Annotated in this window: 21 protein-coding genes; 13 read left to right on the forward strand and 8 right to left on the reverse strand. The window is 65.7% G+C overall.

Features of this window, described 5'->3' with window-relative positions; genetic code table 11:
- Position 1: 1 nt before the first annotated feature.
- Positions 2-2,677, reverse strand: a complete 2,676-nt coding sequence (gene mutS / locus ACLBKT_RS16700; protein WP_410184113.1) for a DNA mismatch repair protein MutS — start codon at positions 2,675-2,677, stop codon at positions 2-4.
- 151 nt (positions 2,678-2,828) lie between these two features.
- Between mutS and ACLBKT_RS16705 the strand changes: the two genes are divergently transcribed.
- Positions 2,829-5,102, forward strand: a complete 2,274-nt coding sequence (locus ACLBKT_RS16705; RefSeq protein WP_410184114.1) for an NADP-dependent malic enzyme — start codon at positions 2,829-2,831, stop codon at positions 5,100-5,102.
- A gap of 44 nt (positions 5,103-5,146) precedes the next feature.
- Here the strand turns inward: ACLBKT_RS16705 and ACLBKT_RS16710 are convergent, their stop codons facing one another.
- On the reverse strand, positions 5,147-5,647 hold the full coding sequence (locus ACLBKT_RS16710; protein WP_410184115.1) for a ferritin-like domain-containing protein: 501 nt from the start codon (positions 5,645-5,647) through the stop codon (positions 5,147-5,149).
- A gap of 143 nt (positions 5,648-5,790) precedes the next feature.
- Here ACLBKT_RS16710 and ACLBKT_RS16715 point away from each other — a divergent pair, with 143 nt between their 5' ends.
- The 3 genes from ACLBKT_RS16715 (at position 5,791) to ACLBKT_RS16725 (ending at position 8,639) form a co-directional block, all read left to right on the forward strand.
- Positions 5,791-6,204: a hypothetical protein gene (locus ACLBKT_RS16715; protein ID WP_410184116.1), complete on the forward strand. Its 414-nt coding sequence runs from the start codon at positions 5,791-5,793 to the stop codon at positions 6,202-6,204.
- Between the two features lie 69 nt (positions 6,205-6,273).
- Positions 6,274-7,608 (forward strand): amidohydrolase family protein, encoded by a 1,335-nt coding sequence (locus tag ACLBKT_RS16720; protein ID WP_410184117.1) that lies wholly within the window; start codon positions 6,274-6,276, stop codon positions 7,606-7,608.
- Complete coding sequence (locus ACLBKT_RS16725) at positions 7,605-8,639, forward strand: endonuclease/exonuclease/phosphatase family protein (protein ID WP_410184118.1); 1,035 nt, start codon at positions 7,605-7,607, stop codon at positions 8,637-8,639. Before ACLBKT_RS16720 ends, ACLBKT_RS16725 begins: the two co-directional genes overlap by 4 nt.
- A gap of 3 nt (positions 8,640-8,642) precedes the next feature.
- Here the strand turns inward: ACLBKT_RS16725 and ACLBKT_RS16730 are convergent, their stop codons facing one another.
- The gene (locus tag ACLBKT_RS16730) at positions 8,643-9,344 is read right to left on the reverse strand and encodes a tRNA (guanine(46)-N(7))-methyltransferase TrmB (RefSeq protein ID WP_410184119.1); all 702 of its coding nucleotides are present in this window, start codon (positions 9,342-9,344) and stop codon (positions 8,643-8,645) included.
- Between the two features lie 128 nt (positions 9,345-9,472).
- On the opposite strand from ACLBKT_RS16730, the gene ACLBKT_RS16735 reads away from it, so the two are divergent.
- Positions 9,473-10,927, forward strand: coding sequence for a S41 family peptidase (locus ACLBKT_RS16735; RefSeq protein WP_410184120.1), 1,455 nt, complete (start codon positions 9,473-9,475; stop codon positions 10,925-10,927).
- A gap of 190 nt (positions 10,928-11,117) precedes the next feature.
- Here the strand turns inward: ACLBKT_RS16735 and ctrA are convergent, their stop codons facing one another.
- From ctrA to lptB, 3 genes are all read right to left on the reverse strand, one after another.
- Positions 11,118-11,813: a response regulator transcription factor CtrA gene (ctrA, locus tag ACLBKT_RS16740; protein ID WP_160759700.1), complete on the reverse strand. Its 696-nt coding sequence runs from the start codon at positions 11,811-11,813 to the stop codon at positions 11,118-11,120.
- A 203-nt stretch (positions 11,814-12,016) separates the two neighbouring features.
- Positions 12,017-13,513 (reverse strand): RNA polymerase factor sigma-54, encoded by a 1,497-nt coding sequence (gene rpoN / locus ACLBKT_RS16745; RefSeq protein WP_410184121.1) that lies wholly within the window; start codon positions 13,511-13,513, stop codon positions 12,017-12,019.
- A gap of 130 nt (positions 13,514-13,643) precedes the next feature.
- Entirely contained in the window at positions 13,644-14,420 is a 777-nt protein-coding gene (gene lptB, locus ACLBKT_RS16750; protein ID WP_410184122.1) for an LPS export ABC transporter ATP-binding protein, read from the reverse strand.
- 252 nt (positions 14,421-14,672) lie between these two features.
- On the opposite strand from lptB, the gene ACLBKT_RS16755 reads away from it, so the two are divergent.
- Complete coding sequence (locus ACLBKT_RS16755) at positions 14,673-15,050, forward strand: hypothetical protein (RefSeq protein ID WP_410184123.1); 378 nt, start codon at positions 14,673-14,675, stop codon at positions 15,048-15,050.
- A gap of 166 nt (positions 15,051-15,216) precedes the next feature.
- Here the strand turns inward: ACLBKT_RS16755 and ppa are convergent, their stop codons facing one another.
- Complete coding sequence (gene ppa, locus ACLBKT_RS16760) at positions 15,217-15,750, reverse strand: inorganic diphosphatase (protein WP_410184124.1); 534 nt, start codon at positions 15,748-15,750, stop codon at positions 15,217-15,219.
- A 104-nt stretch (positions 15,751-15,854) separates the two neighbouring features.
- Between ppa and hisS the strand changes: the two genes are divergently transcribed.
- The 7 genes from hisS (at position 15,855) to ACLBKT_RS16795 (ending at position 24,634) form a co-directional block, all read left to right on the forward strand.
- Positions 15,855-17,120, forward strand: a complete 1,266-nt coding sequence (hisS, locus tag ACLBKT_RS16765) for a histidine--tRNA ligase (RefSeq protein WP_410184125.1) — start codon at positions 15,855-15,857, stop codon at positions 17,118-17,120.
- A gap of 114 nt (positions 17,121-17,234) precedes the next feature.
- Entirely contained in the window at positions 17,235-18,302 is a 1,068-nt protein-coding gene (gene prfA / locus ACLBKT_RS16770; RefSeq protein WP_410184126.1) for a peptide chain release factor 1, read from the forward strand.
- 113 nt (positions 18,303-18,415) lie between these two features.
- Complete coding sequence (gene prmC / locus ACLBKT_RS16775; RefSeq protein ID WP_410184127.1) at positions 18,416-19,231, forward strand: peptide chain release factor N(5)-glutamine methyltransferase; 816 nt, start codon at positions 18,416-18,418, stop codon at positions 19,229-19,231.
- Between the two features lie 273 nt (positions 19,232-19,504).
- The gene (locus ACLBKT_RS16780) at positions 19,505-20,329 is read left to right on the forward strand and encodes a DUF4167 domain-containing protein (protein WP_410184128.1); all 825 of its coding nucleotides are present in this window, start codon (positions 19,505-19,507) and stop codon (positions 20,327-20,329) included.
- Between the two features lie 6 nt (positions 20,330-20,335).
- Positions 20,336-21,940 carry an apolipoprotein N-acyltransferase gene (gene lnt / locus ACLBKT_RS16785; RefSeq protein ID WP_410184129.1) on the forward strand — a complete coding sequence of 535 codons (1,605 nt, stop codon included), beginning with the start codon at positions 20,336-20,338 and terminating at the stop codon, positions 21,938-21,940.
- 100 nt (positions 21,941-22,040) lie between these two features.
- Complete coding sequence (gene metK, locus ACLBKT_RS16790; RefSeq protein ID WP_410184130.1) at positions 22,041-23,252, forward strand: methionine adenosyltransferase; 1,212 nt, start codon at positions 22,041-22,043, stop codon at positions 23,250-23,252.
- A 191-nt stretch (positions 23,253-23,443) separates the two neighbouring features.
- On the forward strand, positions 23,444-24,634 hold the full coding sequence (locus ACLBKT_RS16795; protein WP_410184131.1) for a DUF418 domain-containing protein: 1,191 nt from the start codon (positions 23,444-23,446) through the stop codon (positions 24,632-24,634).
- Here ACLBKT_RS16795 and ACLBKT_RS16800 read toward each other — a convergent pair.
- Positions 24,631-25,065, reverse strand: a complete 435-nt coding sequence (locus ACLBKT_RS16800; protein WP_410184132.1) for a hypothetical protein — start codon at positions 25,063-25,065, stop codon at positions 24,631-24,633. The two genes, ACLBKT_RS16795 and ACLBKT_RS16800, sit on opposite strands and share 4 nt — an antisense overlap.
- Positions 25,066-25,110 lie beyond the last annotated feature (45 nt).

A 25,110-nucleotide genomic window follows, 5' to 3' on the forward strand; every position in this document is an offset into this window, starting at 1 on the left:
CTCAATGCTTCGATTTGGGCAGCGCCCGCTTCCATTCGTAAAGCAGGTCGAGCGCCTCGCGCGGGGTAAGCGCGTCCAGATCGGCATTGCGCAGGGCTTCGGCGAGCTGCTGTTCGGGCGAGGGGGGTGCCGGTTCGGCAGCCAGCGCGGCGAAGAGCGGCAGATCGCCGAGACCTGCGGCGATGCCCCCGGTTGCGGTGCGGGTCGCTTCGAGCTTTTCGAGCACCGCCTGGGCGCGGGCAACCACCGGCGCTGGCACCCCGGCCAGCCGCGCGACCGCAAGGCCATAGGAGCGGTCCGCCGGTCCGTTGGCCAGTTCATGCAACAGCACCAGATCGCCCTGCCATTCGCGCGCGCGGACATGGTGGAGGCTCAACGCCTCGCAGCTTTCCGCGAGGCGGGCGAGTTCGTGGTAATGGGTCGCGAAAAGGCACCGGCAGCGGATGGTGGAGTGCACCGCCTCGGCCACCGCCCAGGCCAGCGCCAGGCCATCATAAGTCGAGGTGCCGCGCCCCACTTCGTCGAGGATCACGAAGCTGCGGGCGGTCGCCTGCGCCAGAATGGCGGCGGTCTCGACCATCTCGACCATGAAGGTGGAACGGCCCCGCGCGAGGTTATCGGCCGCGCCCACCCGGCTGAACAACCGGTCTACCAGGCCGATACGCGCCGCCGATGATGGTACAAAGCACCCCGCTTGCGCCAACAGAACGATCAGCGCGTTCTGGCGCAGGAAGGTGGACTTGCCGCCCATGTTCGGCCCGCCGATCAGCCAGAGGCGATTGGCCTCGGCCAACTGGCAATCATTTGCCACAAATCGCTCGCCCGCTTTGGCGAGGGCTGCTTCGACCACCGGATGACGCCCGCCGATGATGGAAAGGCCTGCGTCCTCGGCAATTTCGGGGCGGCACCAGTCACCCTCGGCGGCGCGTTCGGCATTGGCGGCGGCGACATCGATCCGGGCGAGCGCGGCGGCGGTGGCGGCGATGGCGTGGCGCGCGGCGACGATCTCGGCGACCAGTTCCTCGAAATGCGCTTCTTCCGCCGCCAGCGCATGGCCCCCGGCCTCGGCGATGCGGGCGGCTTCCTCGTGCAGTTTGAGCGAGTTGAACCGCACCGCGCCGGCCATCGTCTGACGATGGGTGAAGCCACTGTCGGGCGCCATCAGCGCATCGGCATAGCGCGCACCCACTTCGATGAAATAGCCGAGCACGCCGTTGTGGCGAATCTTGAGCGTGGCGATGCCGGTTTCGTCCCGGTAGCGTGCTTCCATCGCCGCAATCGCGCGGCGGGCATCGCCGGAGGTCGCGCGCAATTCGTCGAGCGCGGCGTCATAGCCGTCCGCGATGAACCCGCCGCCGCTGCGCTCGGTCGGGGGGGAGGGTACCAGCGCGCGGCTCAAGAGATCGGTCAGCGCGCCATGGCCGGTGAGCTTCGCCAGAACGGCATCGAGCAGCGCGGGCCGATCCGGCGCACCGCTCAGCCAATGGTGCAGGCGCATGGCCTCGGACAGCCCGTCGCGCAGCTGGCCGAGATCGCGGGGAGAGCCCCGGCCCGCCACCACGCGGCCCAGGGCGCGGCCCAGATCAGGAATGGCGCGCAAGCCCTCCCGCAATTGCGCGCGTTCAATCGGCCGGTCGCGCCAGAACTGCACCAGCGCGAGGCGGGCTTCGATCTGCGCCATATCGAGCAGGGGCGCGGACAGATCCTCCGCGAGAAGCCGGGAGCCGGCCCCGGTGACGCAGCGATCGACCGCCCCGATCAGACTGCCCGCGCGTCCCCCGGTGGTGCTTTCCAGGATTTCGAGGCTCGCCCGCGTTGCCGCATCCATCGCCATGCCCGCCTCGGCAGCGCGCACCACCGGAGGCAGCAGCAGCGGAAGCTTGCCGCGCCCGACATGGTCGAGATAGGCGATCAATCCCCCCGCAGCGCCCAGCATCGCGCGCGAGAAATCACCGAAGGCATCAAGCGTCGCCACCCCATGCACCGCCTTCAGACGCTCGGCCCCGGCATCGCTCGCGAAAGTGCCGCGCGGCCGGGGAATGGGCTCTACAGGGATGTGAACCCCCGCGAAGACGGGGGCCTCGTCTTCACGAGCACCCGCTTCGGGAATGATGATCTCGCTTGGGCCAAGTCGCGCCAGCGCTGCGCCGAGCTGATCGGCGGCGCATTCTTCCAGAACCATCGCCCCCGTGGACACATCGACGGCGGCAATCCCCACCGTGCCGCGCAATTCTGCCAGCGCTGCCAAGACATTCGCCCGGCGCGGTTCAAGCAGCGCTTCCTCGGTCAGCGTCCCCGCCGTCACCAGCCGCACGATCGCGCGGCCCACCAGCACCTTGGACGAGGGCGTGCCTTCGCGCTTGGCCCGCGCCTTGGCCTCGTCGGGCGTTTCGACCTGTTCGGCAATCGCGACCCGGCAGCCCGCCTTGATCAACCGCGCAAGGTAACCCTCCGCCGAATGCACCGGCACCCCGCACATTGGGATCGGCGCGCCGCCATGTTCGCCCCGGGTGGTCAGCGCGATGTCGAGAATCTGGGCGGCCGTGCGCGCGTCTTCAAAGAACAGTTCGAAGAAATCGCCCATCCGGTAGAACAGCAGCGCATCGCCCGCCTCCTCGCGCAGCGCGAGGTATTGCGCCATCATCGGCGTGGGTTTGGAATCGGGAAGCGCGGCCATCATTGCGGCATTGCCCCATCGCCTGCGATTCGCAAATGTCCGCCGCTACGGCTTTCCCCCGCGCCGCGCCATTTCCGGCCTATCGCAACGGCCTTGGTGAGGCTAAGCGGAACGCGATTTTCCATTCGGACAAGCAGAGGGATCAGGCATCATGGCCGATGAGAACGCCACACCGAACAAGGGCGGCTTCACCGCGCGCGAGGCGCTGTTCTATCACGAGACGATCCGCCCGGGTAAACTCGAGATCGTCGCCACCAAGCCGATGACCTCGCAGCGCGACCTGAGCCTCGCCTATTCCCCGGGCGTCGCCGTGCCGGTCGAAGCCATCGCCGCCGACCCCTCGCTCGCCGCGCGTTACACCGCCAAGGCGAACCTTGTCGCGGTGATCTCCAACGGCACCGCGATCCTCGGCCTTGGCAATCTTGGCGCGCTCGCCTCCAAGCCGGTGATGGAAGGCAAGGCGGTGCTGTTCAAGCGCTTCGCCGACGTCGATTCGATCGACATCGAGCTCGCCACCGAAGACCCCGAAGCCTTCATCAACGCCGTTGCGCTGATGGAGCCGACCTTCGGCGGGATCAACCTTGAAGACATCAAGGCCCCCGAATGCTTCATCATCGAGGCCGCCCTGCGCGAGCGGATGAAGATCCCGGTGATGCACGACGACCAGCACGGCACTGCGATCATCGCGGCGGCGGGGCTGATCAACGCCTGCCACCTTACCGGCCGCTCGCTGAAGGACGTGCGGATGGTGGTGAACGGCGCGGGCGCATCGGCGCTCGCGTGCACCGCGCTGATCAAGGCGATGGGCGTGCCCCATGAAAACGTGATCGTGTGCGACCGCACCGGCCCGATCTATCCCGGCCGTGAGGATGTCGATCAGTGGAAGAGCGCCCACGCCGTGCCGACCAAGGCGCGCAGCCTCGAAGAGGCACTGGTGGGGGCGGACATCTTCCTCGGCCTGTCGGCGGCGGGGGCCCTGAAGCCCGAATGGGTCAGCAAGATGGCCGACAAGCCGATCATCTTCGCGATGGCCAACCCCACCCCGGAAATCATGCCCGACGAAGCCAAGGCCGTGCGCCCCGATGCGATCATCGCCACCGGCCGCTCGGACTTCCCCAACCAGGTCAACAACGTCCTCGGCTTCCCCTTCATTTTCCGCGGCGCGCTCGATGTGCAGGCGACCACCATCAATGAAGAAATGAAGGTCGCCGCTGCCGAGGCCATCGCCGAACTCGCGCGCCGCCAGGTGCCCGAGGAAGTGGCGAGCGCCTATGGCAAGAACCACAAGTTCGGCACCGACTACATCATCCCCGCCCCGTTCGACCCGCGGCTGATCGAGGTCGTCTCCTCAGCCGTTGCCAAGGCGGCGATGGATTCGGGCGTGGCGCAGGCGCGGATCGAGGATTTCGACGCCTATCGCCTACAGCTGCGCAGCCGCCTCAACCCCACCACGTCGGTGTTGAGCGGCGTCTATGAAGTGGCCAAGGCGAACCCCAAGCGGATGGTCTTTGCCGAAGCGGAAGAGGAAGTGGTGCTGCGCGCCGCGATCCAGTTCCGCGATTTCGGCTATGGCACGCCGATTCTTGTCGGCCGCACCAAGGCGGTGCTCGACAAACTGCACCAATTGTCGGTCGGCGATCCGGGCAGCTTCGAGATTCAGAACTCGGCCGATAGCGAGCACGTGCCCGCGATGGTCGATTACCTCTACAAGCGGCTCCAGCGGCGCGGCTATACCGAGCGTGACGTGCGGCGCATGGTCAATCAGGACCGCAACGTCTTCGCCTCGCTGCTGGTCGCGCTTGGCCACGGGGACGGAATCATCACCGGCATGACCCGCACCTTCGCGCAGACCGTGCGTGAGGTGAACCTGGTGCTCGATCACAAGCAGGGCGCGCTGCCGTTCGGCATCCACATGATGATCGGCAAGAACCACACCACCTTCCTCGCCGATACGACGATCAACGAGCGGCCCAATTCCGCCGAGCTGGCGCATATCGCCAAGGAAACCGCCGCGGTTGCCCGGCGCATGGGGCATGAGCCGCGCGTGGCGTTCCTCAGCTATTCGACCTTCGGCAACCCCTCGGGCCAGTGGCTGACTTCGATCCGTGAGGCGGTGGCGATTCTCGACCGGGAGGATCCGGGCTTCGAATATGAAGGCGAGATGGCGCCCGACGCCGCGCTCAATCCCAAGGTGATGGCGCTCTACCCGTTCAGCCGCCTCTCCGGCCCGGCCAATGTGCTGATCATGCCGGGGCTGCAATCGGCGAACCTGTCGGCCAAGCTGCTGCGCGAATTGGGGAGCAATGCCACGATCGGGCCGATGCTGATCGGGATGGAAAAGCCGGTGCAGATCGTGCCGATGACCGCCAGCGTGCCCGATGTGCTGACCCTGGCCGTGCTGGCAGGGGCAGGTGTCGTGGGGTGAGATCGTAGCGGAGCCCGGCGTGGTCCGCCGGGCTCCTGCCACGTTTACGCTTCGGCGGCGGCGGGATTGACCTCGCCCGAAGCGATCTGCGTCATGTGTGTGTCGCCGCTGCGGGTGTCTTCGAGGCACTGCGCCAACACGCTCGCATCATCCTCCAGCCCCAGCCGCCGCGCGAATGCCACTGCCGTGCCATAGCCTGAAATGCCGTAGTGGGTCATGCGCTGGTACTGCGCGATGATCGAGGCATCGCGGACGTCCTCGTCGGCAAAATCCGCTTCGACCCCATGCGCGCGCGCTTCGGCGGCGAGGCCTTCCATTCCTTTGCAATGTTCGCCGCGCGGGTTGGCGTCGTGATTTTCGATCAGGGTCTTGAGGTGCTCCATGCCCTCTGCGATCCCGTCCACGCCTGCGGTCAGCGCCTTGCGCAGCTGGGCCGAGCTGGCGGCTTCCTTCAGCTCGCGCGTGACCTGGATCGCCTGGCGATTGGCGCTGTAGAGGTCCTGCAACTGATCGACGTAGAGATCCTTGAGCGTCGTGATGGTCATGTTGGTCGTCTCCGGTGAATGATTGCACCCCCATTCCTTTTTGGCCCCAACCGGTCCGCGATGTTCTGACATGGGTGTGGTAAGCTGCGGGGATCGGATGAACCGCAGGCTGGCTGCGGCAGGGCGAGACGGGAGCAGGGGCCATGCGGGTCGGGACGGCGGCGGTCACCTATTGGGCCATCGTGTTTGTGCTGGGCTTCGTGCTGGGCACCGTGCGGGTGCTCTGGATCATCCCGCTGGTGGGGCTGATGCCCGCGACTTTGCTGGAACTGCCGATCATGCTGGCAGCGAGCTGGTTTGCGGCCGGATGGATCCTGCGCCGCTTCGCCATAGCCACCCGGCGCGAGGCGCTGACCCTTGGCGTGCTGGCTTTCGCGATCCTGATGGCGGCGGAGTGCGCGCTGGCCGGGGTGCTTTCGGGGGAGACCCCCGCGCAGTGGCTCGCGGGGCTGCGGCAACCGCACGCGCTGCTCGGGCTGGCAGGGCAGGCGGTGTTCGCGCTGATGCCGTGGTGGCGGGCGGGGCCGAGCGGACAGCTTGGGAAACCAATTCCCTGACAAAACATTGGCATGTTGAAAGCGGCATGGCATCCTTGCCGCGCGATCATGGGACGAGGGGGGAATAACATGATGTCGGCCTATCTGCGCGCTGGCCTTGCCGCGCTGACCGCGTGCCTGCTGGCACCGTTTGCACCGCTCGCCGCGCAGGAGGTGGTGTTCACCAATGTCCGGGTGTTCGATGGCACCGCCGACAGTCTGTCTGCGCCGACCACCGTGGTGGTGCGCGGAAACGTGATCGCCGCCATCGGGCCTGACGCCGCGCCCCCCGCGCCGGAAGCGACCATCATCGACGGCACGGGGCAGACGCTGATGCCCGGCCTGATCGACAACCACGTCCACATGATGTTCAACAGCCTCTCGCCCGCCGAGATGGCCGCGCCTGACATGAGCCTTGAGAAGGTGATGGCGCTCTCCGCCGCGCAATCGCGGGCGATGCTGCTGCGCGGCTTTACCGCGGTGCGTGATGTCGGCGGGCCCTCGTTTGAGCTGAAGCGGTTGATCGACAGCGGCAAGGTGATCGGCCCGCGCATCTGGCCGTCAGGGCCGATGATCTCGCAGACCTCGGGCCATGCCGACCTGCGCCATCCGAGCGAACCCTCGCGCCGCTTTTCCGGCAAAATGTCGAAGGCCGAGGAAATCTGGGCGAGCGTCGTCGCCGACGGGCGCGACGAGGTGCTGACCGCCGTGCGCGAGAACCTCAAACGCGGTGCGAGCCAGATCAAGATCGCGGCCGGCGGCGGCACAAGTTCGGAATATGACCCGCTCGACGTCACCCAATACACGCTCGACGAGATGAAGGCGGCGGTCGATGCCGCCTCCGACTGGAACACCTACGTCACCGTCCACGCCTACCACCCCAAATCGGTGCGCCGCGCGATCGAGGCCGGGGTGAAGGTAATCGAGCATGGCAATCTGCTCGATGAAGACACGCTCAGGCTGATGGCGGAAAAGGGCATCTGGCTGTCAGGGCAGATGCTGGTCGATTCGACCGAGGCGATGGACCCCAAGCGGCGCGAGAAGCGCAAGCCCGTGATCGAGGGGCAGAAGATTGTCTGGCCGATGGCGAAACGCTTGGGCGTGAAGCTCGCCTGGGGCACGGACTTCCTGTTCGAGCCTGATCTCAACGCCCAGCAGAACGCCTACATTCTGCGGCTGAAACCCTACTTCACGCCTGCCGAACTGCTCAAGCTGGTGACCTCGGGCAATGCCGAACTGCTCGCCTTGTCCGGCCCGCGCACGCCCTATGAAGGGCGGCTCGGCGTGGTCGAGCCGGGTGCGCTCGCCGATCTCATTCTGGTGCGCGGCGATCCGCTGGCCGATATCGACCTGATCGGCGATCCGGCGCGCAATTTCACCGTCATCATGAAGGACGGGGTGATTGTGAAAAGCGCCGCGGAATGATCCGCGCGGGCTGGCGGGCTGCCGCTCTGGCGCTGGCGCTGGGTGGGTGCGTGTCCTATCCCGATGTGGCGGCGCCGGTCGCCGGAGTCGCGCCTGCATCAGGCCCGGCACCCGCCACGCTCAGCGTGATGACCTACAATATCGAAGGTCTGACCTGGCCCGCGCGCACCGGGCGCGCACCGTTCCTCGAGGCGATGACAGCGGAATTTGCGCGGATGGAGCAGGCGGGTGTCCTGCCTGACGTGATCCTGTTTCAGGAAGCCTTCAGCACCGCCGCGCTGCGCACCGCCACCGCGACCCCGCATCCCTATGTCGCGCTTGGCCCGCGCGCGCCGACCCGCTCCGGCTTGCCCAAGAGCCGCGATCCGATTTTGCGCAAGCGCAACTATCTGCGCGGCGAATGGGGCATCCGCTTCATGGGCAGCGGCATCGCCATCGCCTCGCGCTATCCGATCACGGCGAGCTTTTCCCAGCCCTACGGCCCGACCTCTTGCGCGGGGTGGGATTGTCTCGCGAACAAGGGCGTGATGCTGGTGCGGATTGCGGTGCCCGGCCTCGCCGATCCCATCGAGATCGCCACCACGCATATGAACGCGCAAGGCGCTTCCAAGGCCCCGCCGGAAAAGCACCTCGCCGCCCACAATGCCCAGGCAGCCGAACTGGCCGACTTCCTCGACCGGGTCAGCCAGGTCGCCAGTCCGCTGGTGCTGGCAGGTGATTTCAACATGCGCCGCAACCCCGCGCGGTTCGATGCTTTCGAGCAGCAGAACGGCTACCAACTGGCGCGCCGCTATTGCCTCGAAGCGCGCGCCGATCCGGCCAAGCCAGCCTGCGACATCCGCATGAGCTTCGACGGGGACGAGCCGTGGTTCGATACGCAGGACCTGCAAATCTACGATGACGGCGCCCGCACACGCCTCCGCCCGGTGCGGATCGAAGCGTGGTTTGATGGGCCGGATGCCGGCGGCAAACTGTCGGATCACGACGCCTATGTCGTCACCTACGCGATCCTGCCCGCTGACCGGGATTGAGTCCTATCGCCGCCGATAGCGGAAGTACCACACCTCGTGCCCATAGACCGTGCGGGCCTTGTGCTCATAGCGCGTCTCGGGCCAGCCGGAGGGGCGCACCTGCCAGTCGGCGGGTTTCTCGACCACCCATTCGAACAGATCGGTGTGGCGCTGCATCACCATCAGCGCGTGGCGCAGGTACACCGCGTGGTCGGTGCCGAACCGGAACTCGCCGCCGGGTTTCAGCTTGGCGGCGAGCAGCTTGATCGGGCCGTCATTGACCATGCGCCGCTTGGCATGGCGCGCCTTGGGCCAAGGGTCGGGGTGGAGCAGATAGGCCATCGTCAGCGCGCCATCCGGGATGCGCTGGAGCACCTCCAGCGCGTCGCCATGATGCAGCCGGATATTGGCGAGGCGCTGGTCGGCCACATGGGTCAGCGCCTGCGCTACACCATTGACGAAAGGCTCAGCGCCGATGAAGCCGTGATCGGGGAGCAGATCGGCACGGTAAGCGAGATGCTCGCCCCCGCCGAAGCCGATCTCGAAATGCAGCGGGCGCGAATCGCCGAACAGCGCTTCGCTGGTCACCGGGCCTTCGGCAGGCACGGAAATCTGCGGCAGGAGGGTATCGACCAACCCCTGCTGATACTTGCGCAACTTCTTCCCGACCGAGCGGCCATAAAGCCGCGCAATGGTGGTCGGATCGCCTTCCTTGAACGCTGTCATGGGCGCAGCCCTTAGCAAAAGCTGCGGACCGCTCCAGCATGGAAAAACCGCTGCGGTTCGTCGATCCGCCTCTCGCGATCCGGCGGCGCGGGGGTTAGGAATGTCCCCGCCTGTTCAAGGAGGTCAACGTGAAGCATCTCGCCCTGTGTGCCGCTGCGCTGATTGCAACGCCGCTCGCCGCTGAAACCCCGGATTGGGCCGCGCTCGCCGTGCAGGATGTCGAGGCGCTTTATGCCGAAACCAAGGCCAACCATCCGGGGATGCACGATCCGGTCAACCCCGGCTTCCCGGGATTGCTCGAACAGGCGCGCAGCGAGGCGCTGGCCTATGCCAGAATGGCGACCACGGCGTCCGGGTTCGAAGCGAGCCTCGATCGCTTCACCGCCGTGCTCAATGATGGCCACGCGGGCGCTTACGCCACTCTGCCCGAGGAATATTCCCCCACCATCCGCTGGCCCGGCTTTGTGGCGGCGTGGCGCGGCGATGCAATGTATGTCTACAAGTCTGCCGAGGGCGGCCCGGCGGCAGGCAGCCGGATCGAAAGCTGCGACGGCACCCCGATCACAGAGCTCGTCAGGACGCGGGTGTTCGCTTGGCGCAGCGGTGCGAGCATCCCCGGCGCGTGGTGGGCGTCGGCCCGGCTGGCGCTGATCGACGACGGCAATCCCTTTGCCACCCTGCCACAGATCTGCCGGTTCGTGTCCGGCGGCGCAGCCGAGGATCGCACGCTCAGCTGGAGCCCGGTGCCGGACTATTATCAGGAATGGCGCAATGGATCGATCAATGGCGATCTGCTGCCGATCGGTCTGGAGGAGCGTGCGCCCGGCATTCACTGGATCGCGCTGCCCGATTTCGCTCCCGATGAGGCGGGTGCGGCGGCCTATCAGACGTTGTTCGAAGCGCTCGACGCCAAGGCCGACACCTTGCGCAGTGCGCGGGCGGTCGTGCTGGACTTGCGGTTCAACAATGGCGGATCCTCGCTGTGGAGCCGCCGCGTCGCCGAATCCTTGTGGGGAAAGGAGGCGGTCAGCATGCGTGCCGCCAAGCGCTCCGAGAAGACCGCCGTTTGGTGGCGACCGACCGCCGGCAACCTCGCGGAGGTGCGCAGCTTCGTCGATCTGCTCAACAGTCAGGGCAATGCCGAAACGGCTGCGATCGTGGCCCAATTCATCCCGCTGTTCGAAAATGCCATCGCCGAGGGCGAGACGTGGTTTGTCGAACCGGATTTCGACCCACCCGCCAAGTCCGATGCCACGCCGCCCGCACCGCTGCTGTCCGTGCCGGTCTACGTCGTGGTTCCCGGTCAATGCGCCAGTGCATGCCTCGATGCGATCGACGTCTTCAAGCTGTTCCCCAACACGATCCTGATCGGCGCGCCCTCAAGCGCGGATTCGACCTATATGGAGGTTCGCAACCCGGCGCTGCCTTCGGGCATGGCGCGCGGGATCATCCCGATGAAAATGTATGTGAACCGCGCGCGCGGCAATGGAGAGTTCTACACGCCCGATATCGAGATGACCGATTTCGACTGGTCGACGCAGAATTTCCTCAAGCGGATCGAGGCCGATCTGACGGTGCGCTAAAGGCCGCCGCGCGAACGCCCGGGGTCCAGGTCTTCGGGCGTCTCCGCAAACAGAAATGGCGCGCTATCGATCACAAAGAGTGTTGCTTCGGCCCGCAGGGCCGCGAGCGCACGGCGCGATCCGCTGGCGCCCGGAGCGAAGCGAAGGAACAGCGCCAAGGACGAGGGCGCGGAGGCGCCCTCGCAATGAGTTACGCCGCTTCGACGACCGCTTCGTCGTCGCGCAGCACGTAGCCGCGGCCCCAGACGGTCTCGATGTAGTTCTCGCCGCCGCACGCCAGCGAGAGCTTTTTGCGCAGCTTGCAGATGAACACGTCGATGATCTTGAGTTCCGGCTCGTCCATCCCGCCATAGAGGTGGTTGAGGAACATTTCCTTGGTCAGCGTCGTGCCCTTGCGCAAGCTGAGCAGCTCGAGCATCGCATATTCCTTGCCGGTGAGGTGCACGCGGGCACCATCGACTTCGACCGTCTTGGCGTCGAGGTTCACGGCCAGCTTGCCGGTGCGGATGACTGACTGCGAGTGGCCCTTCGAACGGCGCACCACGGCATAGATGCGAGCGACCAGTTCTTCGCGGTGGAACGGCTTGGTGACGTAATCGTCGGCGCCGAAGCCGAAGCTGCGGATCTTCGAATCCATTTCCGAGATGCCCGAAAGGATCAGCACCGGGGTCTGCACCTTGGCGACGCGCAGCTTCTTGAGCACGTCGTAGCCATGCATGTCGGGCAGGTTCAGGTCGAGCAGGATGATGTCGTAATCATACAGCTTGCCGAGATCCAAACCTTCCTCGCCGAGGTCGGTCGAATAGACATTGAAGCCTTCGGTGGTGAGCATCAGCTCGATCGCCTTGGCAGTGGTCGGTTCGTCTTCGATCAGCAGAACGCGCATCTTAGTCCCCTGTCTGTCCCCTGGTAACCCCTGCTTAGGAGAGGTTGCCGTCTGTTAACCACGCCACTTCTCACCAAAAAAGGTTAATAAGAAGTTTAGCGCGTTAACGTTTTGAAGTGAGTCTTTCGAGTCACACCCCCGCAGCAGCGAATTATGGCGCAGGGTGAGGCGTTTACGGATGGGTTGCCCAATGCAGGCAAATCCTAAGACGCGCCCGCCAGCTTCTTGGCCCGCCGCCGTTCCGCGCTGGAGCCCAGCCCGATGGCCTCGCGGTATTTCGCTACGGTGCGCCGGGCGAGGTCGAAGCCCTCCTTCTGGAGCATTTCGGCAAGTTGCTGGTCTGACAGGATATTCTTGGCGGTCTCGGCGTCGATCAGCGCCTTGATGCGGGCCTTGATCGCGGCGGAGGACGCGCCTTCGCCGTCCGCCGAGGCGACCCCGCTGGTGAAGAAATACTTCAGCTCGAACGTCCCGCGCGCGCAGGCGAGGTACTTGTTGCTGGTCACCCGGCTCACGGTGCTTTCGTGCATTTCGATCTTCTCGGCCACTTCGCGCAAGGTGAGCGGACGCAGTTCGGAAACACCCCGGCGGAAGAACCCGTCTTGCTGCTTCACGATTTCCGCAGCGGTTTTGAGGATCGTCTTCTGCCGCTGGTCGAGCGCGCGAATCAGCCAGTGCGCATCGGCAAGCTTCTCCTTGAGCCAGCCCTGCGATTCCTTGGATGTGGTCCCGGCGTTCAATTCCAGAAAGTAACCGCGGTTCACGATCAGCTTGGGCAGGGTGTCCTCGTTGAGCGCAATGTCCCACCCGCCGGCGGCGTTGGCGGTGATCAGGATATCGGGCACCACAGAGCTGCTGTCGGACGGCAGGAAGGCGAGACCGGGGCGCGTGTTGTAGCTGCGCAATTCGCGCAGCATGTCGGCGAAATCCTCGTCATCGACGCGGCACAGGCGTTTGAGGCGCTCCACCTCGCCGCGCGCCACCAGATCAAGATTGTCGATCAGCGCCTTCATGCAGGGATCGTAGCGATCCGCTTCACGCGCCTGGATGGCGATGCATTCGGCCAGATTGCGCGCGCCGACGCCCGAGGGATCGAGCGACTGCACCAGCCGCAAGCCAGCCTTGGCGTCGAAGAAATCGACACCGAGATCCTCGGCCACCTCCTCCAGCGGGATGGTGAGATAGCCCGCCTCGTCGAGCAGGCCGATGATGTGGCGGGCGATGAAGGCGGTCTGCGGATCGCTGGCCACCGCGCCGATCTGGCTTTCCAGATGCTCGGCCAGCGTCACCTCGGCAGCGCGCAGCTGCTCCCAGTCGGGCATGTCATCGAAATCGCCGCCCGACGCCGAGGCCGCACCCCATTCGGCATCGCGCATGGAGGGGCCTTCGCCGTCGCCCGTATCGAAATCGCGATCCACCGCGCCGAGATCGAGCGGCGCATCCCCCTCGCCCCCGCCTGCCAGCATCAGCTGATCGGCGGTCGCCTCTTCCCCGGCCGGGGCGGCGACTTCGATGCGTTCGGGTTCCCCCGGTTCGGAAGGCCCGCCGGTATCGAGCAGCGGATTGGCCTCCAGCGCCTCGGCAATGAAGCTTTCGATTTCGAGGTTTGACGCCGCCAGCAGCTTGATCGCCTGCTGCAATTGCGGCGTCATCACCAGCGATTGCGTCTGCCGGATATCGAGCCTTGGTCCCAAGGCCATGGCGGTGGCCTCAGACCCCGTTCGCCCTGAGCTTGTCGAGGGGCTGCACTTCCTTTGTTCCGTTGGTCAGAAAGAAGGGCAGTGCTTCGACAAGCTCAGCACGAACGGATGATGGAGCATAGCGCATGATCTAAAGCGTGAAGCTCTCACCCAAGTACAAGCGCCGCACGTTCTCGTCCGCGACCAGTTCCTGCGGAGAGCCCGCGAACAGCACCTGGCCGCCATAGATGATGCAGGCGCGGTCAACGATGTCGAGCGTCTCGCGCACGTTGTGGTCGGTGATCAGCACCCCGATGCCGCGCTGCTTCAGGTCCTTCACCAGATCGCGGATATCGCTGATCGAGAGCGGGTCGATCCCCGCGAAGGGCTCGTCGAGCAGCATGATCGAGGGCTTGGCCGCCAGCGCACGCGCGATTTCGCAACGCCGCCGCTCCCCGCCCGACAGCGCCATCGCGGGCGATTCGCGCAGACGGGTGAGGCCGAATTCGTCGAGCAGCCGCTCCAACTCGCTGGCGCGCGTCGCCTTGTCGGGCTCGACCAGTTCGAGCACGCAGGCGATGTTCTGCTCCACGGTCATGCCGCGAAAGATGCTGGTTTCCTGCGGCAGATAGCCGAGGCCCAGGATCGCGCGGCGATACATCGGCAGCTTGGTCACATCCTCGCCATCCATCAGGATGCGGCCCGAATCCGGCTTCACCAGCCCCATGATCGAATAGAAGCAGGTTGTCTTGCCCGCCCCGTTGGGGCCCAGCAGGCCGAACACCTCGCCCTTGGCCACCTCGAAGGAGATATTGGTCAACACCGCGCGCTTGTCATAGCTCTTGGCGATCGAGATCACTTCAAGCCCGCTGCCGAGCGGTTGAACCGGCACTGCCTCGCTGGGCGGATCGGAAAGGGTCGTGGTCATGTGTCTGCGAGCTTTAGCAGCCTTCGAGCCGCAGAAAAGGGGCGCGAGGCGTTTGGCAGGATTTTTGCTTAGTGCTGACCAGTCGTGGTCGTCCTACCGCAACGTCAGGCAAAGCCCCCGTCATTTGAGCAGCTTGAACCTCGTTCTGTGCGTTTGACGCAACAAAATGGCGGATTTCTGCGCCTTCTTGCAACCTTGGAGAAGCTTTGCGATACTGCCCCCCACACGACAGACCGTTGGGGAGCGGCGAGCATGATGAAATCCGATGAGGGGGCGAAAAGCCAGGCACTGTCCGCCACGCGGGCGCGGGACTGGCGCAAGGCGATGAGCGATCATGTCGCTTACGGCCTGCTGGTCTATACGGCGCTGCAAATCTTCGTGACGGTCAAGGCGCTGGCGGAGGGCACGTCGAGCCTGCTGCCCTATCTTGCGCTGGTGGTTTTGGTGGCCGGGATCATCCCGGTGTGCCGCTGGTTCGAAAAGCGCTGGTCGGTGCTGAGTGATGGCGAGGCGGTCGACCCGTCCTACGCTCCGGTTTTCAAGCGCGACGTGATGACGCTGTGGGCGCTGGCGATCGGCCTGCCCTTCGGGCTGACGCTGGTGTTCAAGGCGGTGTTGAGCCTGTTCTAGTTTGCGAGCGGGCCTTCGCCCGCTCATACACGGCGCTATTCTTTCGCTCCGTGGTAGGCGGACTCCGGCCTTGCGGTGGCTGAAGCGACCGATCCTAGCGCATATCGGCCAGAATTGGTTGAAATCAGTCCCTCCCCATCCTTTCAGGACGGGGAGGGACGAGGGCTTACTTCCCCGCCTGATAACGCTCGATCGCCTCGATCGTGATCTTGCGCGCTTCGGCGGCATCGCCCCACTTGCCCACGCGCACCCACTTTTCGGCTTCGAGATCCTTGTAGTGGGTGAAGAAGTGCTCGATCTGCTGGAAGATGATGCTCGGCAGGTCGGTGGTTTCCTTGACCTCCGCGTAATAGGGAAAGGTCTCGTTCACCGGCACGCAGACCAGCTTTTCGTCCCCGCCCTGCTCGTCTTCGAGGTTCAGCACGCCGATGGGACGCGCGCGAACCACGCAGCCCGGAATGAAGGGTGAGCGCGAAATCACCAGCGCATCCAGCGGATCGCCATCGGGGCTGAGGGTATGCGGCACGAAGCCGTAATTGGCCGGATAGCGCATCGGCGTGTGCAGGATGCGGTCGACGAACAGCGCGCCGCTTTCCTTGTCGAATTCATACTTCACCGGCTCGCCGCCAGTCGGCACTTCGATGATGACGTTGAGATCGTCAGGGGGGTTCACGCCGGTGGGGATCTTGTCGATGCGCATGGCAGGTCTCTTTTTGGCTTGGGAATGAGAGAGGTAACGCGCGGGCCCTTAATGCGTGCCGCAGGATTGCGAAAGAGCCTGCGTAAGCCTAATCGCGCAGCCCTATGAGCACAAAAACCTCCGCCAAGACCCCCCAGGCCATCCGCGGCACCCAGGACATCTTCGGCGCCGATGCCGAGGCTTTCGCCTACGTGGTCGAAACCTTCGAGCGCGTGCGCCGCCTGTATCGCTTCCGCCGGGTGGAAATGCCGGTGTTCGAAAAGACCGAGGTGTTCGCCCGCTCGCTGGGCGAGACCACCGATGTTGTCTCGAAGGAAATGTATTCTTTCGACGACCGCGGCGGCGAGAGCCTGACCCTGCGCCCCGAATTCACCGCCGGGATCGCGCGCGCGTTTCTCACCAACGGCTGGCAGCAATATGCGCCGCTGAAGGTGGCGACCCACGGCCCGCTGTTCCGCTACGAGCGCCCGCAGAAGGGCCGCTACCGTCAGTTCCACCAGATCGACGCCGAGGTGATCGGCGCAGGTGAGCCGCAGGCGGATGTGGAGCTGCTGGCTATGGCGGACCAGCTCTTGAAGGAGCTGGGCATCAACGACGTCACCTTGCACCTCAACACGCTGGGCGATGGCGCAAGCCGCGAGGCGTGGCGGGCGGCGCTGATCGACTACTTCCGGGCGGTGAAAGACCAGCTCTCCGAGGAATCGCAGGAGCGGCTGGAGAAGAACCCGCTGCGGATACTCGATTCGAAGGACCCGAGGGACAAGCCCTTCCTCGCCGACGCGCCCAAGATCGATGCGTTCCTGTCGGAGGAGGCGAGCGCCTTCTTCGCCGCCGTCACCAGCGGGCTGGACGCGGCGGGCGTGAAGTGGGTGCGCGCCGAGAGCCTCGTGCGCGGCCTCGACTACTACCGCCACACCGCCTTTGAATTCATCCCCGACGAGGGGAGTGCTTCGGCAGCGGCCTTGGGGAGCCAGAGCACGGTACTGGGGGGCGGGCGCTATGACGGGCTGATGGAATCGTTGGGGGGTGCCCCGACGCCGGCGGTCGGCTGGGCCGCGGGGATCGAGCGGCTGGCGATGCTGGTGGGGGCGCGGGAGGAGGATGCGCTTCAAGTGGCGGTGATTGTCGAGGATGACAGCCTCGTCTCAGTGGGGATTTCTGCAAACTCTGCCCTGCGCCAAGCGGGAATGTCTAGCGAGTTGGTTGCTGCTGGGAGCCCGCGGAAACGCTACGATAAAGGTGCTAAACTGGGTGCGTCAGCAATCGTCGTGTATTCGCTCGTCGATGGGCATCCCGATATCCGGATGAAGTCGATCGACGACGATCTTGCCGAGCGCATCAAAGGCGTCGTTTACGATCGTCCAGATTGATTGCCTCAACCCCCGCCCCGGGCTTGACCCGGGGCCCCGCTTCCCTTTTTCCGCCGCTCCAATAGAAAGCGGGGTCCCGGCTCGGTGGCCGGGACGGTGAGTTAGAAACCAGAAATGCAAATCCCCCCCGAACGCCTTGACCAGATCGCGCACCGCTTTGCGGAGCTGGAAGCGCGCATGGCCTCGGGCACGCTCGAGGGCGAGGCCTTCGTGCGCGCCAGCCGCGACTATGCCGAACTCGAACCGGTGGCGAAAATCGCCGCCGAGGTGAAGGCGGCGCGCGAGGAGATGGCGGGGCTGCAAGACATGCTCGCCGATCCCGAGATGAAGGCCATGGCCGAGGAGGAGCTTGCCCACCTCAAGGCCACGCTGCCCGATCTCGAACGCCGCCTCGCCATTGCGCTGCTGCCGCGCGATTCGGCGGACTCCAAGCCCGCGATGCTCGAAATCCGCGCCGGCACCGGGGGCGACGAGGCCGCGCTCTTCGCCGCCGATCTCTACCGCATGTACGAACGCTACGCCGCCGAGCAGGGCTGGAAGGTCGAGCCGGTCAGCATCAACGCCTCGGATATCGGCGGCTACAAGGAAGTCATCGCCAACGTCACCGGCACCGGGGTCTTCGCCAAGCTGAAGTTCGAAAGCGGCGTCCACCGCGTCCAGCGCGTGCCTGTCACCGAAAGCGGCGGGCGCATCCACACCTCGGCGGCGACCGTCGCGGTGCTGGCCGAGCCCGACGAGGTCGACATCCAGATCGAGGACAAGGACCTCAAGATTGACGTCTACCGGGCCTCGGGCGCGGGTGGCCAGCACGTCAACACCACCGATTCGGCGGTGCGCATCACCCACCTGCCCACCGGCACAGTGGTGACCTGTCAGGACGGGCGCAGCCAGCACAAGAACAAGGAAAAGGCGATGCAGGTGCTGCGCACGCGGCTCTACGACGCGCAGCGCGAGGCGACGCAGGGGGCCGAGGCCGAGGCGAGGAAGGCGATGGTCGGTTCGGGCGACCGCTCGGAGCGCATCCGCACCTATAATTTCCCGCAAGGCCGCGTCACCGATCACCGCATCGGGCTGACCCTGCACAAGCTCGAGGAAGTGCTCGCCGGGCCGGGCCTCGCCGAGCTGGTCGACGCGCTGATCGCCGAGGACGAGGGCAAGCGGCTGGCGGCGCTGGCGGAATAAACTCACAATCCGTTCGTGCTGAGCTTGTCGAAGCACCGTTTTTATCTTTTCAGTGCGAGGTCAAAGTGAAGGACGGCCCTTCGACAAGCTCAGGGCGAACGGATTTGGTTCTGGTGGGTGAAGCCATCCGTGCCGCCACTCAGACGCTCGCCTCCGTCAGCGACACCGCCCGGCTCGATGCCGAATGGCTGATGGCGCATGCGCTCGGGGTGAGCCGTTCCGACATGCTGCTGCGCCACATGCGCGACCCTGCGCCCGAAGGCTTCGCGGCGCTGATCGCACGCCGAGTGGGGCACGAACCCGTCGCCTATATCACCGGCACCGCTGAGTTTTACGGCCTCACGCTGGCCGTTACCCCCGCCACGCTGATCCCGCGTGGTGACAGCGAGACGTTGATCGAAGCGGCGCGCGAACACGAGGGTGAGCTGGGCCGCGCGCTTGATCTCGGCACCGGCTCTGGCGCGCTGCTGCTCGCTGTGCTGGCGAACCGCGAAGGCTGGGAGGGGGTCGGGATCGACGCCTCGGAGGATGCGCTGGCGGTGGCGGAACGCAATGCTGCCGCGCTCGGCCTGACGCAGCGGAGCGCATGGCATCATCGCAATTGGCACACGCCCGGCTGGACGGAGGGTCTCGGCAGCTTCGACCTCATCCTGTGCAACCCGCCCTATGTCGAGGAGGACGCGCAGCTCGACCCGCAGGTGCGCGATCATGAGCCTGCCAGCGCGCTGTTTGCCGGGCCGGAGGGGCTGGACGATTACCGTGTCCTGATCCCGCAATTGCGCGCCATGCTGAACGCGGATGGCATCGCGATCCTCGAGATCGGAGCGAATCAGGCCGAGGCTGTCGGTGCGCTGGCAACGGCATCAGGCTTTGCCACGAGGCTGCGCCGTGACCTCGCCGGCCGGCCGCGTGCGTTGATTCTGATGTGACAGAAAAGCAAGGCAGGGCTTGGCAAACCGCTTTGGCATCGCTACGTCCGCCTAAGGCCAGATGATCTGCGAAGGGCGCAAATCGCTGAGCCAAGCTCCTAAACTCAGCTGATACGGCCGTCAGGGCTTGTCCCCGACTGCGGCAGCGCGGAGCGCGCAGCACGTCCGGTCCGACATGATGTCGGGGCCTGACGTAAGGCGCAGGGACAAGGGGTCTGTTGACCGCGCGTGCAGGCATTTTTTGCGGCGGGTCGCTGATAAGGAACTACTTCCTTGAATAACAATAACAATAATCGGAACAACCGTCGCCGTGGGCGCGGTAACCGAAATCAGAGCGGCAACGGCGCCCAGCTCAACCGGATCGACAGCCGGGCGCGCGGCAATGCCCCGCAGATGCTCGATAAGTACAAGAAGCTCGCGCAGGACGCCCACCACAATGGCGACCGCGTGCAGATGGAGTACTATCTCCAGTTCGCGGATCACTATTTCCGCGTGATCGCCGACAACAAGGCCCGCATGGACGAGCAGCGCGGCGGTTCGCGCCGCAATGACGAGCGCGAGCAAACCGAAGAATATGGCGATGACGATATGGATTTCGGCTCGGGCCGCCGCACCGAGCAGCCGACTCGCTCGCGCTACGAACAGCCGGACAATGCCCCGCGCTCCGACATGGAAGAGGGCGAGCCCGGTCAGGAAGGCGAGAGCTTTCTGAACGATGATCGCGACGCCGGTCGCGATGACGGGCGCCAAGATGATCGCGGCGAGCGTCAGCCGAATGCACGTCGCCAGCCGCGTAAGCCCAGAGAGGGCGGACGTGACGACAACCGTCAGGATCGCAATGACCGCGCCCCGCGTGGCGCGCGTTCCGAACGGGCCGAGCGCCCCGAGCGCAGCGAAAGCCGCCCCGAGCGGGATGAAGCGCCGCGGGCCGAGAAGCCGGTTGAACCCCGCGCCGAGAAGCCCGTCCGGGCACGTCGCCCGCGCAAGGCGGCTGATGATGACCGCTCCGTAATCGATTCGTCGATCCTCCCGCCCTCGATTCGCGGGGACGATGGCGGCTCAGGCGAAACCGGCGGCACGCTCGAAACGGTCGAATAGGCTGCGATGATGGAGCGGCTGGCTGCGGTTGCGGCGCTGATGCAGCGCCGTCCGGCGCTTGCCGCCATCTTCTTCGGGCTGATCGGGGCCTGCGCCTACCCGCCGCTGCAGCTGTGGCCACTGGGTCTCGCCGCGCTGGCCGGGTTCGTGTGGCTGGTTCACGCCGCCCCGACGAAGCGCGCGGCCCTGGGGATCGGGTGGTGTTTTGGCTGGGCGCATCTGACGCTCGCCAACAACTGGATCGCGACGGCCTTCACCCACCAGGCCAAGATGCCCGAGTTCCTCGGCTGGCTGGCGGTGCCGCTGCTGTGCATCTACCTCGCATGGTATCCCGCGCTGGCAGCGCTTGCCGCGCATATGCTGGCGAAGAAGCGCCCGCTCTGGGCTTTCGGGCTGGTGCTGGCGGGCGCGTGGATCGTCACCGAATGGCTGCGGGGATGGGTGTTCACGGGCTATCCGTGGCCGCCACTTGGACTGATGTTGCTGGGAGGGTGGGGTACGCCGGGTCTGGCAAGGGTGCTGCCGTGGATGGGCACCTATGCGCTGTCTGGTCTCACGGTGCTGCTGGGTTGTGGTGTGCTGATCGCGATCACTCGCAAACGGGCAACAGGTCTGATCGTGCCGCTGGTGCCTCTGGCTGCGATCATGCTTGTGCCTGTGACGTCCGCTCGGGAGAGCGACGTCCGCTACACCCTCGTCCAGCCCTATCTCCCGCAATCCGAAATCAACGACGGGTCGAAGTTCGACGAGCAATTCGTCCGCATCGCCCGGCTCACCACCCCGTCGCGCGATCAATCGCGGCTAGTGCTGTGGCCGGAGAGCGCGCTGCCGGACTACCTCGAGGATGGCTACCCGACGCGCTACTATCTCCAGATGACCGCGGGCGGTGATCCCAGGCTGGCGCGGCGGCGGATCGGCACGGTGATCGGCCCGCAATCGACACTGCTGACCGGCGTGGTCAACCTCAACATCGCACCGCGTCCCGGTACCGTCCCCGGTGCCGTCAGCGCACGCAATTCGGTGATGGCGCTGAATGGCGAGGGGCAGATCATCGGCGGCTATGACAAGGCGCATCTGGTCCCTTACGGTGAATATCTGCCGCTGCGCCCGATCCTCGAACCGCTGGGCCTGTCGCGGCTGGTGGCGGGGAGCATCGACTATCTCCCCGGCCCCGGCCCGCGCACGCTCGATCTCGGGGTGCATGGCCAGGCGGGGGTGATGATCTGTTACGAGATCGTGTTCTCGGGCGCGGTGGCGGACAAGGCGAATCGCCCGGACTACATCTTCAACCCTTCCAATGATGGCTGGTTTGGCTGGTGGGGGCCGCCGCAGCACCTCGCCCAAGCGCGGATGCGCGCGGCCGAGGAAGGCCTGCCGGTGCTGCGCTCGACCACCACCGGGATCAGCGCGGTGATCGACGCGGACGGCGTGGTGCGCGGGCATATTGCGACGGGCAAGGCCGACAAGCTGGAAGGCATGATCCCCGCCGCCAAGCCCGCTACGCTGTTCGCGCAGTTCGGCCACGCCCTGACGCTGGCCTGGGCGGGGCTGTTCCTGATCCTCGGCCTTGCGCTGCCGAGAGTGCTTGCGCTCACCCGCGCGCGCGGCTAGGGCGATCGGTAGGAAAGTAGGACATAAAGGTTTCCTTATATCTCTATAAGGCAGCCTTCACGTCCGTCCCGATCCGCACTCTCCAGCCCCCGGAGTATTCATGCGCACCAATTACCTGTTCACCTCGGAAAGCGTGTCCGAAGGCCACCCCGACAAGGTTGCCGACCAGATTTCGGACGCGATCGTCGATCTGTTCCTCTCGAAAGACCCCGAAGCGCGCATCGCCTGCGAAACGCTGACCACGACTCAGCTGGTCGTCCTCGCCGGGGAAATCCGCTGCAAGGGCGTGTTCGAGAACAATGAATGGGCACCCGGCGCTCAGGAAGAAATCGAAGCGACCGTGCGCGAAACCGTGAAGCGCATCGGTTATGAGCAGGACGGCTTCCACTGGGAGAAGTTCGAATTCATCAACCGCCTGCACGGCCAGTCGGCGCACATCGCGCAGGGCGTGGACGCCGGCGAGAACAAGGATGAAGGCGCGGGCGATCAGGGGATCATGTTCGGCTATGCCACCGACGAGACCCCGGGCTACATGCCTGCGACGCTCTATTACAGCCACAAGATCCTCGAGCGCATGGCGGCGGACCGCCACTCGGGCGCGGCCCCGTTCCTCGAACCCGATGCCAAGAGCCAGGTGACCCTGCGCTACGAAGGGTCGCTGCCGGTCGCTGCGACTGCGGTGGTGGTCTCCACCCAGCACAAGCCGGGCTATGACGAGAACAATCCGGCCAAGCAGGCGGAACTGGAAGCCTACGTCAAGAAGGTGGTCGCCGACGTGATCCCGCCGGTGCTGCTGCGTGAGACCGAGTATTTCATCAACCCCACCGGCACGTTCGAAATCGGCGGGCCGGATGGCGATGCGGGTCTGACGGGTCGCAAGATCATCGTCGACACCTATGGTGGCGCAGCCCCGCATGGCGGCGGTGCGTTCAGCGGGAAGGATCCGACCAAGGTTGACCGCTCGGCCGCCTACATCACCCGCTACCTCGCCAAGAACGTGGTCGCTGCGGGCCTCGCCACGCGCTGCACGATCCAGATCGCCTATGCCATCGGCGTGTCGAAGCCGCTGTCGCTCTATGTCGACACGCATGACACCGGCACCGTGGGCGACGACAAGATCGAGCAGGCGATCCTCGGCATCGCCAAGCTCGGCGGGCTGACCCCGCGTTCGATCCGCACCCATCTCGGCCTCAACAAGCCGATCTACCAGCCGACCGCCGCCTATGGCCATTTCGGCCGCGCGGCAGAGGGCGACTTCTTCCCGTGGGAGCGACTCGATTTGGTGGCCGATCTGAAGGCTGCACTGGCCTGATTTTTGGGACGTGGGGGCCGGACTCGGCAGTGGGACGCGGCCCCCCATTTCCGTTCGCCCTGAGCCTGTCGAAGGGCTGCTTTTCCGTTGAAATTATTGCGCGGGCCTGACGAAGAAGGACAGTCCTTCGACAAGCTCAGGACGAACGGGTGTGGGTCTGTTCATCCCGTAAATGCGCTATGGTCGGGTTCATGACCCTGCCCTTATCCCCGAACCGCATCCTCGCGCTTGATGCCCTGCGCGGTATCGCGGTGATCGGGATCGTGGGCATGAATGTCCACGCCTTCGCCCTGCCGGGGCCAGCCTATTACAACCCGCTGTCCTACGGCGCGACGAGCGCGGTGGATTACTGGGTGTGGCTCGGGAGCTTCGTCTTCATCGAGGACAAGTTCCGCACGCTGTTCGCGATGCTGTTCGGCGCCGGGTGCCTGATCCTTATCGAACGGAGCGGGCCGGCACCATGGCGGGCGCATTATGCGCGCATGGCGGTGCTGCTGGTCCTTGGCCTTGCGCACGCCACCTTGCTCGCCAGCAATGACGTTTTGCGCGCCTATGCCCTGGCCGGAATGGCGCTGCCGCTGCTGACGGGGCTTTCGGCGCGGGCACTGATCAACATCGCGCTGGGCCTGCTGCTGGTTCACGTCGCGCTGGGCCTCGTCGCGCTGGGCGCCCCCTTGGTCGCTTATCATGTGGGGCAAGGCGGGCATGATGCCCTGCTCTGGGCCGAGCGGCAGTTCGGCCGCGATGCGCCGACGCTTGCGATGCTGCTCGAACAGGGCCGCGAGGGGTTGGCGGAGCGGGTGGCGCGCCGCAGCCTCGGCATTCCGGCCCAGCTGGCCACGGTGGCGGCGTCCCTGCCCTTGAACCTGTCCGCCATCGCGCTCGGCATGGGGCTGTGGCGGGGCGGGATGCTGAAGGGCGAATGGCGCACCTTCCGGCTGCAACGGATCGCCGGGATCAGCGCGCTGGTGGCGCTGCCGGGGCTGCTGCTTCTGGCGCTGTGGCTGGAAGAGACCGGCTTTCCCGCCGCGCTGGTGGGGCCGGTCGCGCTGGTGCTTTCGGCCCCCTTCGACATGGCCCTGGCGCTGAGTTACGCCGCGCTGGCGATGGCGTTTCTCACCCGGGACAGCGGCGTGACGCGCAGGCTGGCGATGGTGGGCCGCTTGTCGCTGACCAATTACCTGATGACGAGCGTGATCCTGTCGCTGATCTTTGCAAGCTGGGGCTTGGGACTGTTCGGCGAGGTCACCCGCTGGCAATCACTCGCGCTCGGGCTGGTGCCGGTGGCGGCGATGCTGGCGTGGTCGCCGTGGTGGGTCGCGAAGGTGGGGCAAGGCCCCTTCGAGCGACTGTGGCGGGCGGGCGCGAGGGCGTTGTCCTAAAGGGCGTCCTGCACCGCGCGCTGCGCCTCGCGCCAGCGGCCCCAGCTGGTGCCGGTGACGAGGCCCGCGAAGCCGCCGGGAAGGCTGAGGAACAGCACTTCCCCGCCGACGCTCCCGCTCATCGACAATGTCACTGCCACCGGCATCAGCAGGCCGAGAACTGCTCCCGCCATGGCATAGGTGCCACCGTGCTCCTGCGCGCTTTCGCTGAGAAAAAAGGTCAGCGGCAAGCCGAACAGCAGCGCTGATCCCAGCACGAAGGCCCCAGACAGGGCGAGCGGGAACAGCACCAGCATCGCGGCCGAAAGCGGATCCTCCCCGTCCCAGAGGCTCAAAAGCATGGGCGCAAGCAGCAGCGCCATATAGGGCACGGCGCCCGCCAGCGTCCCCCAGCCGACTGCGCGGGCAAAGGCGATCAAGGCGTTGGTCATGGCAGTTTCCTCGCAAGCCAAGGGGGCGGCAGGCAGGCCGCCCCC

The organism is Erythrobacter sp. W302b (genome assembly GCF_046452395.1).
In the GTDB taxonomy this organism is placed as follows: domain Bacteria; phylum Pseudomonadota; class Alphaproteobacteria; order Sphingomonadales; family Sphingomonadaceae; genus Erythrobacter.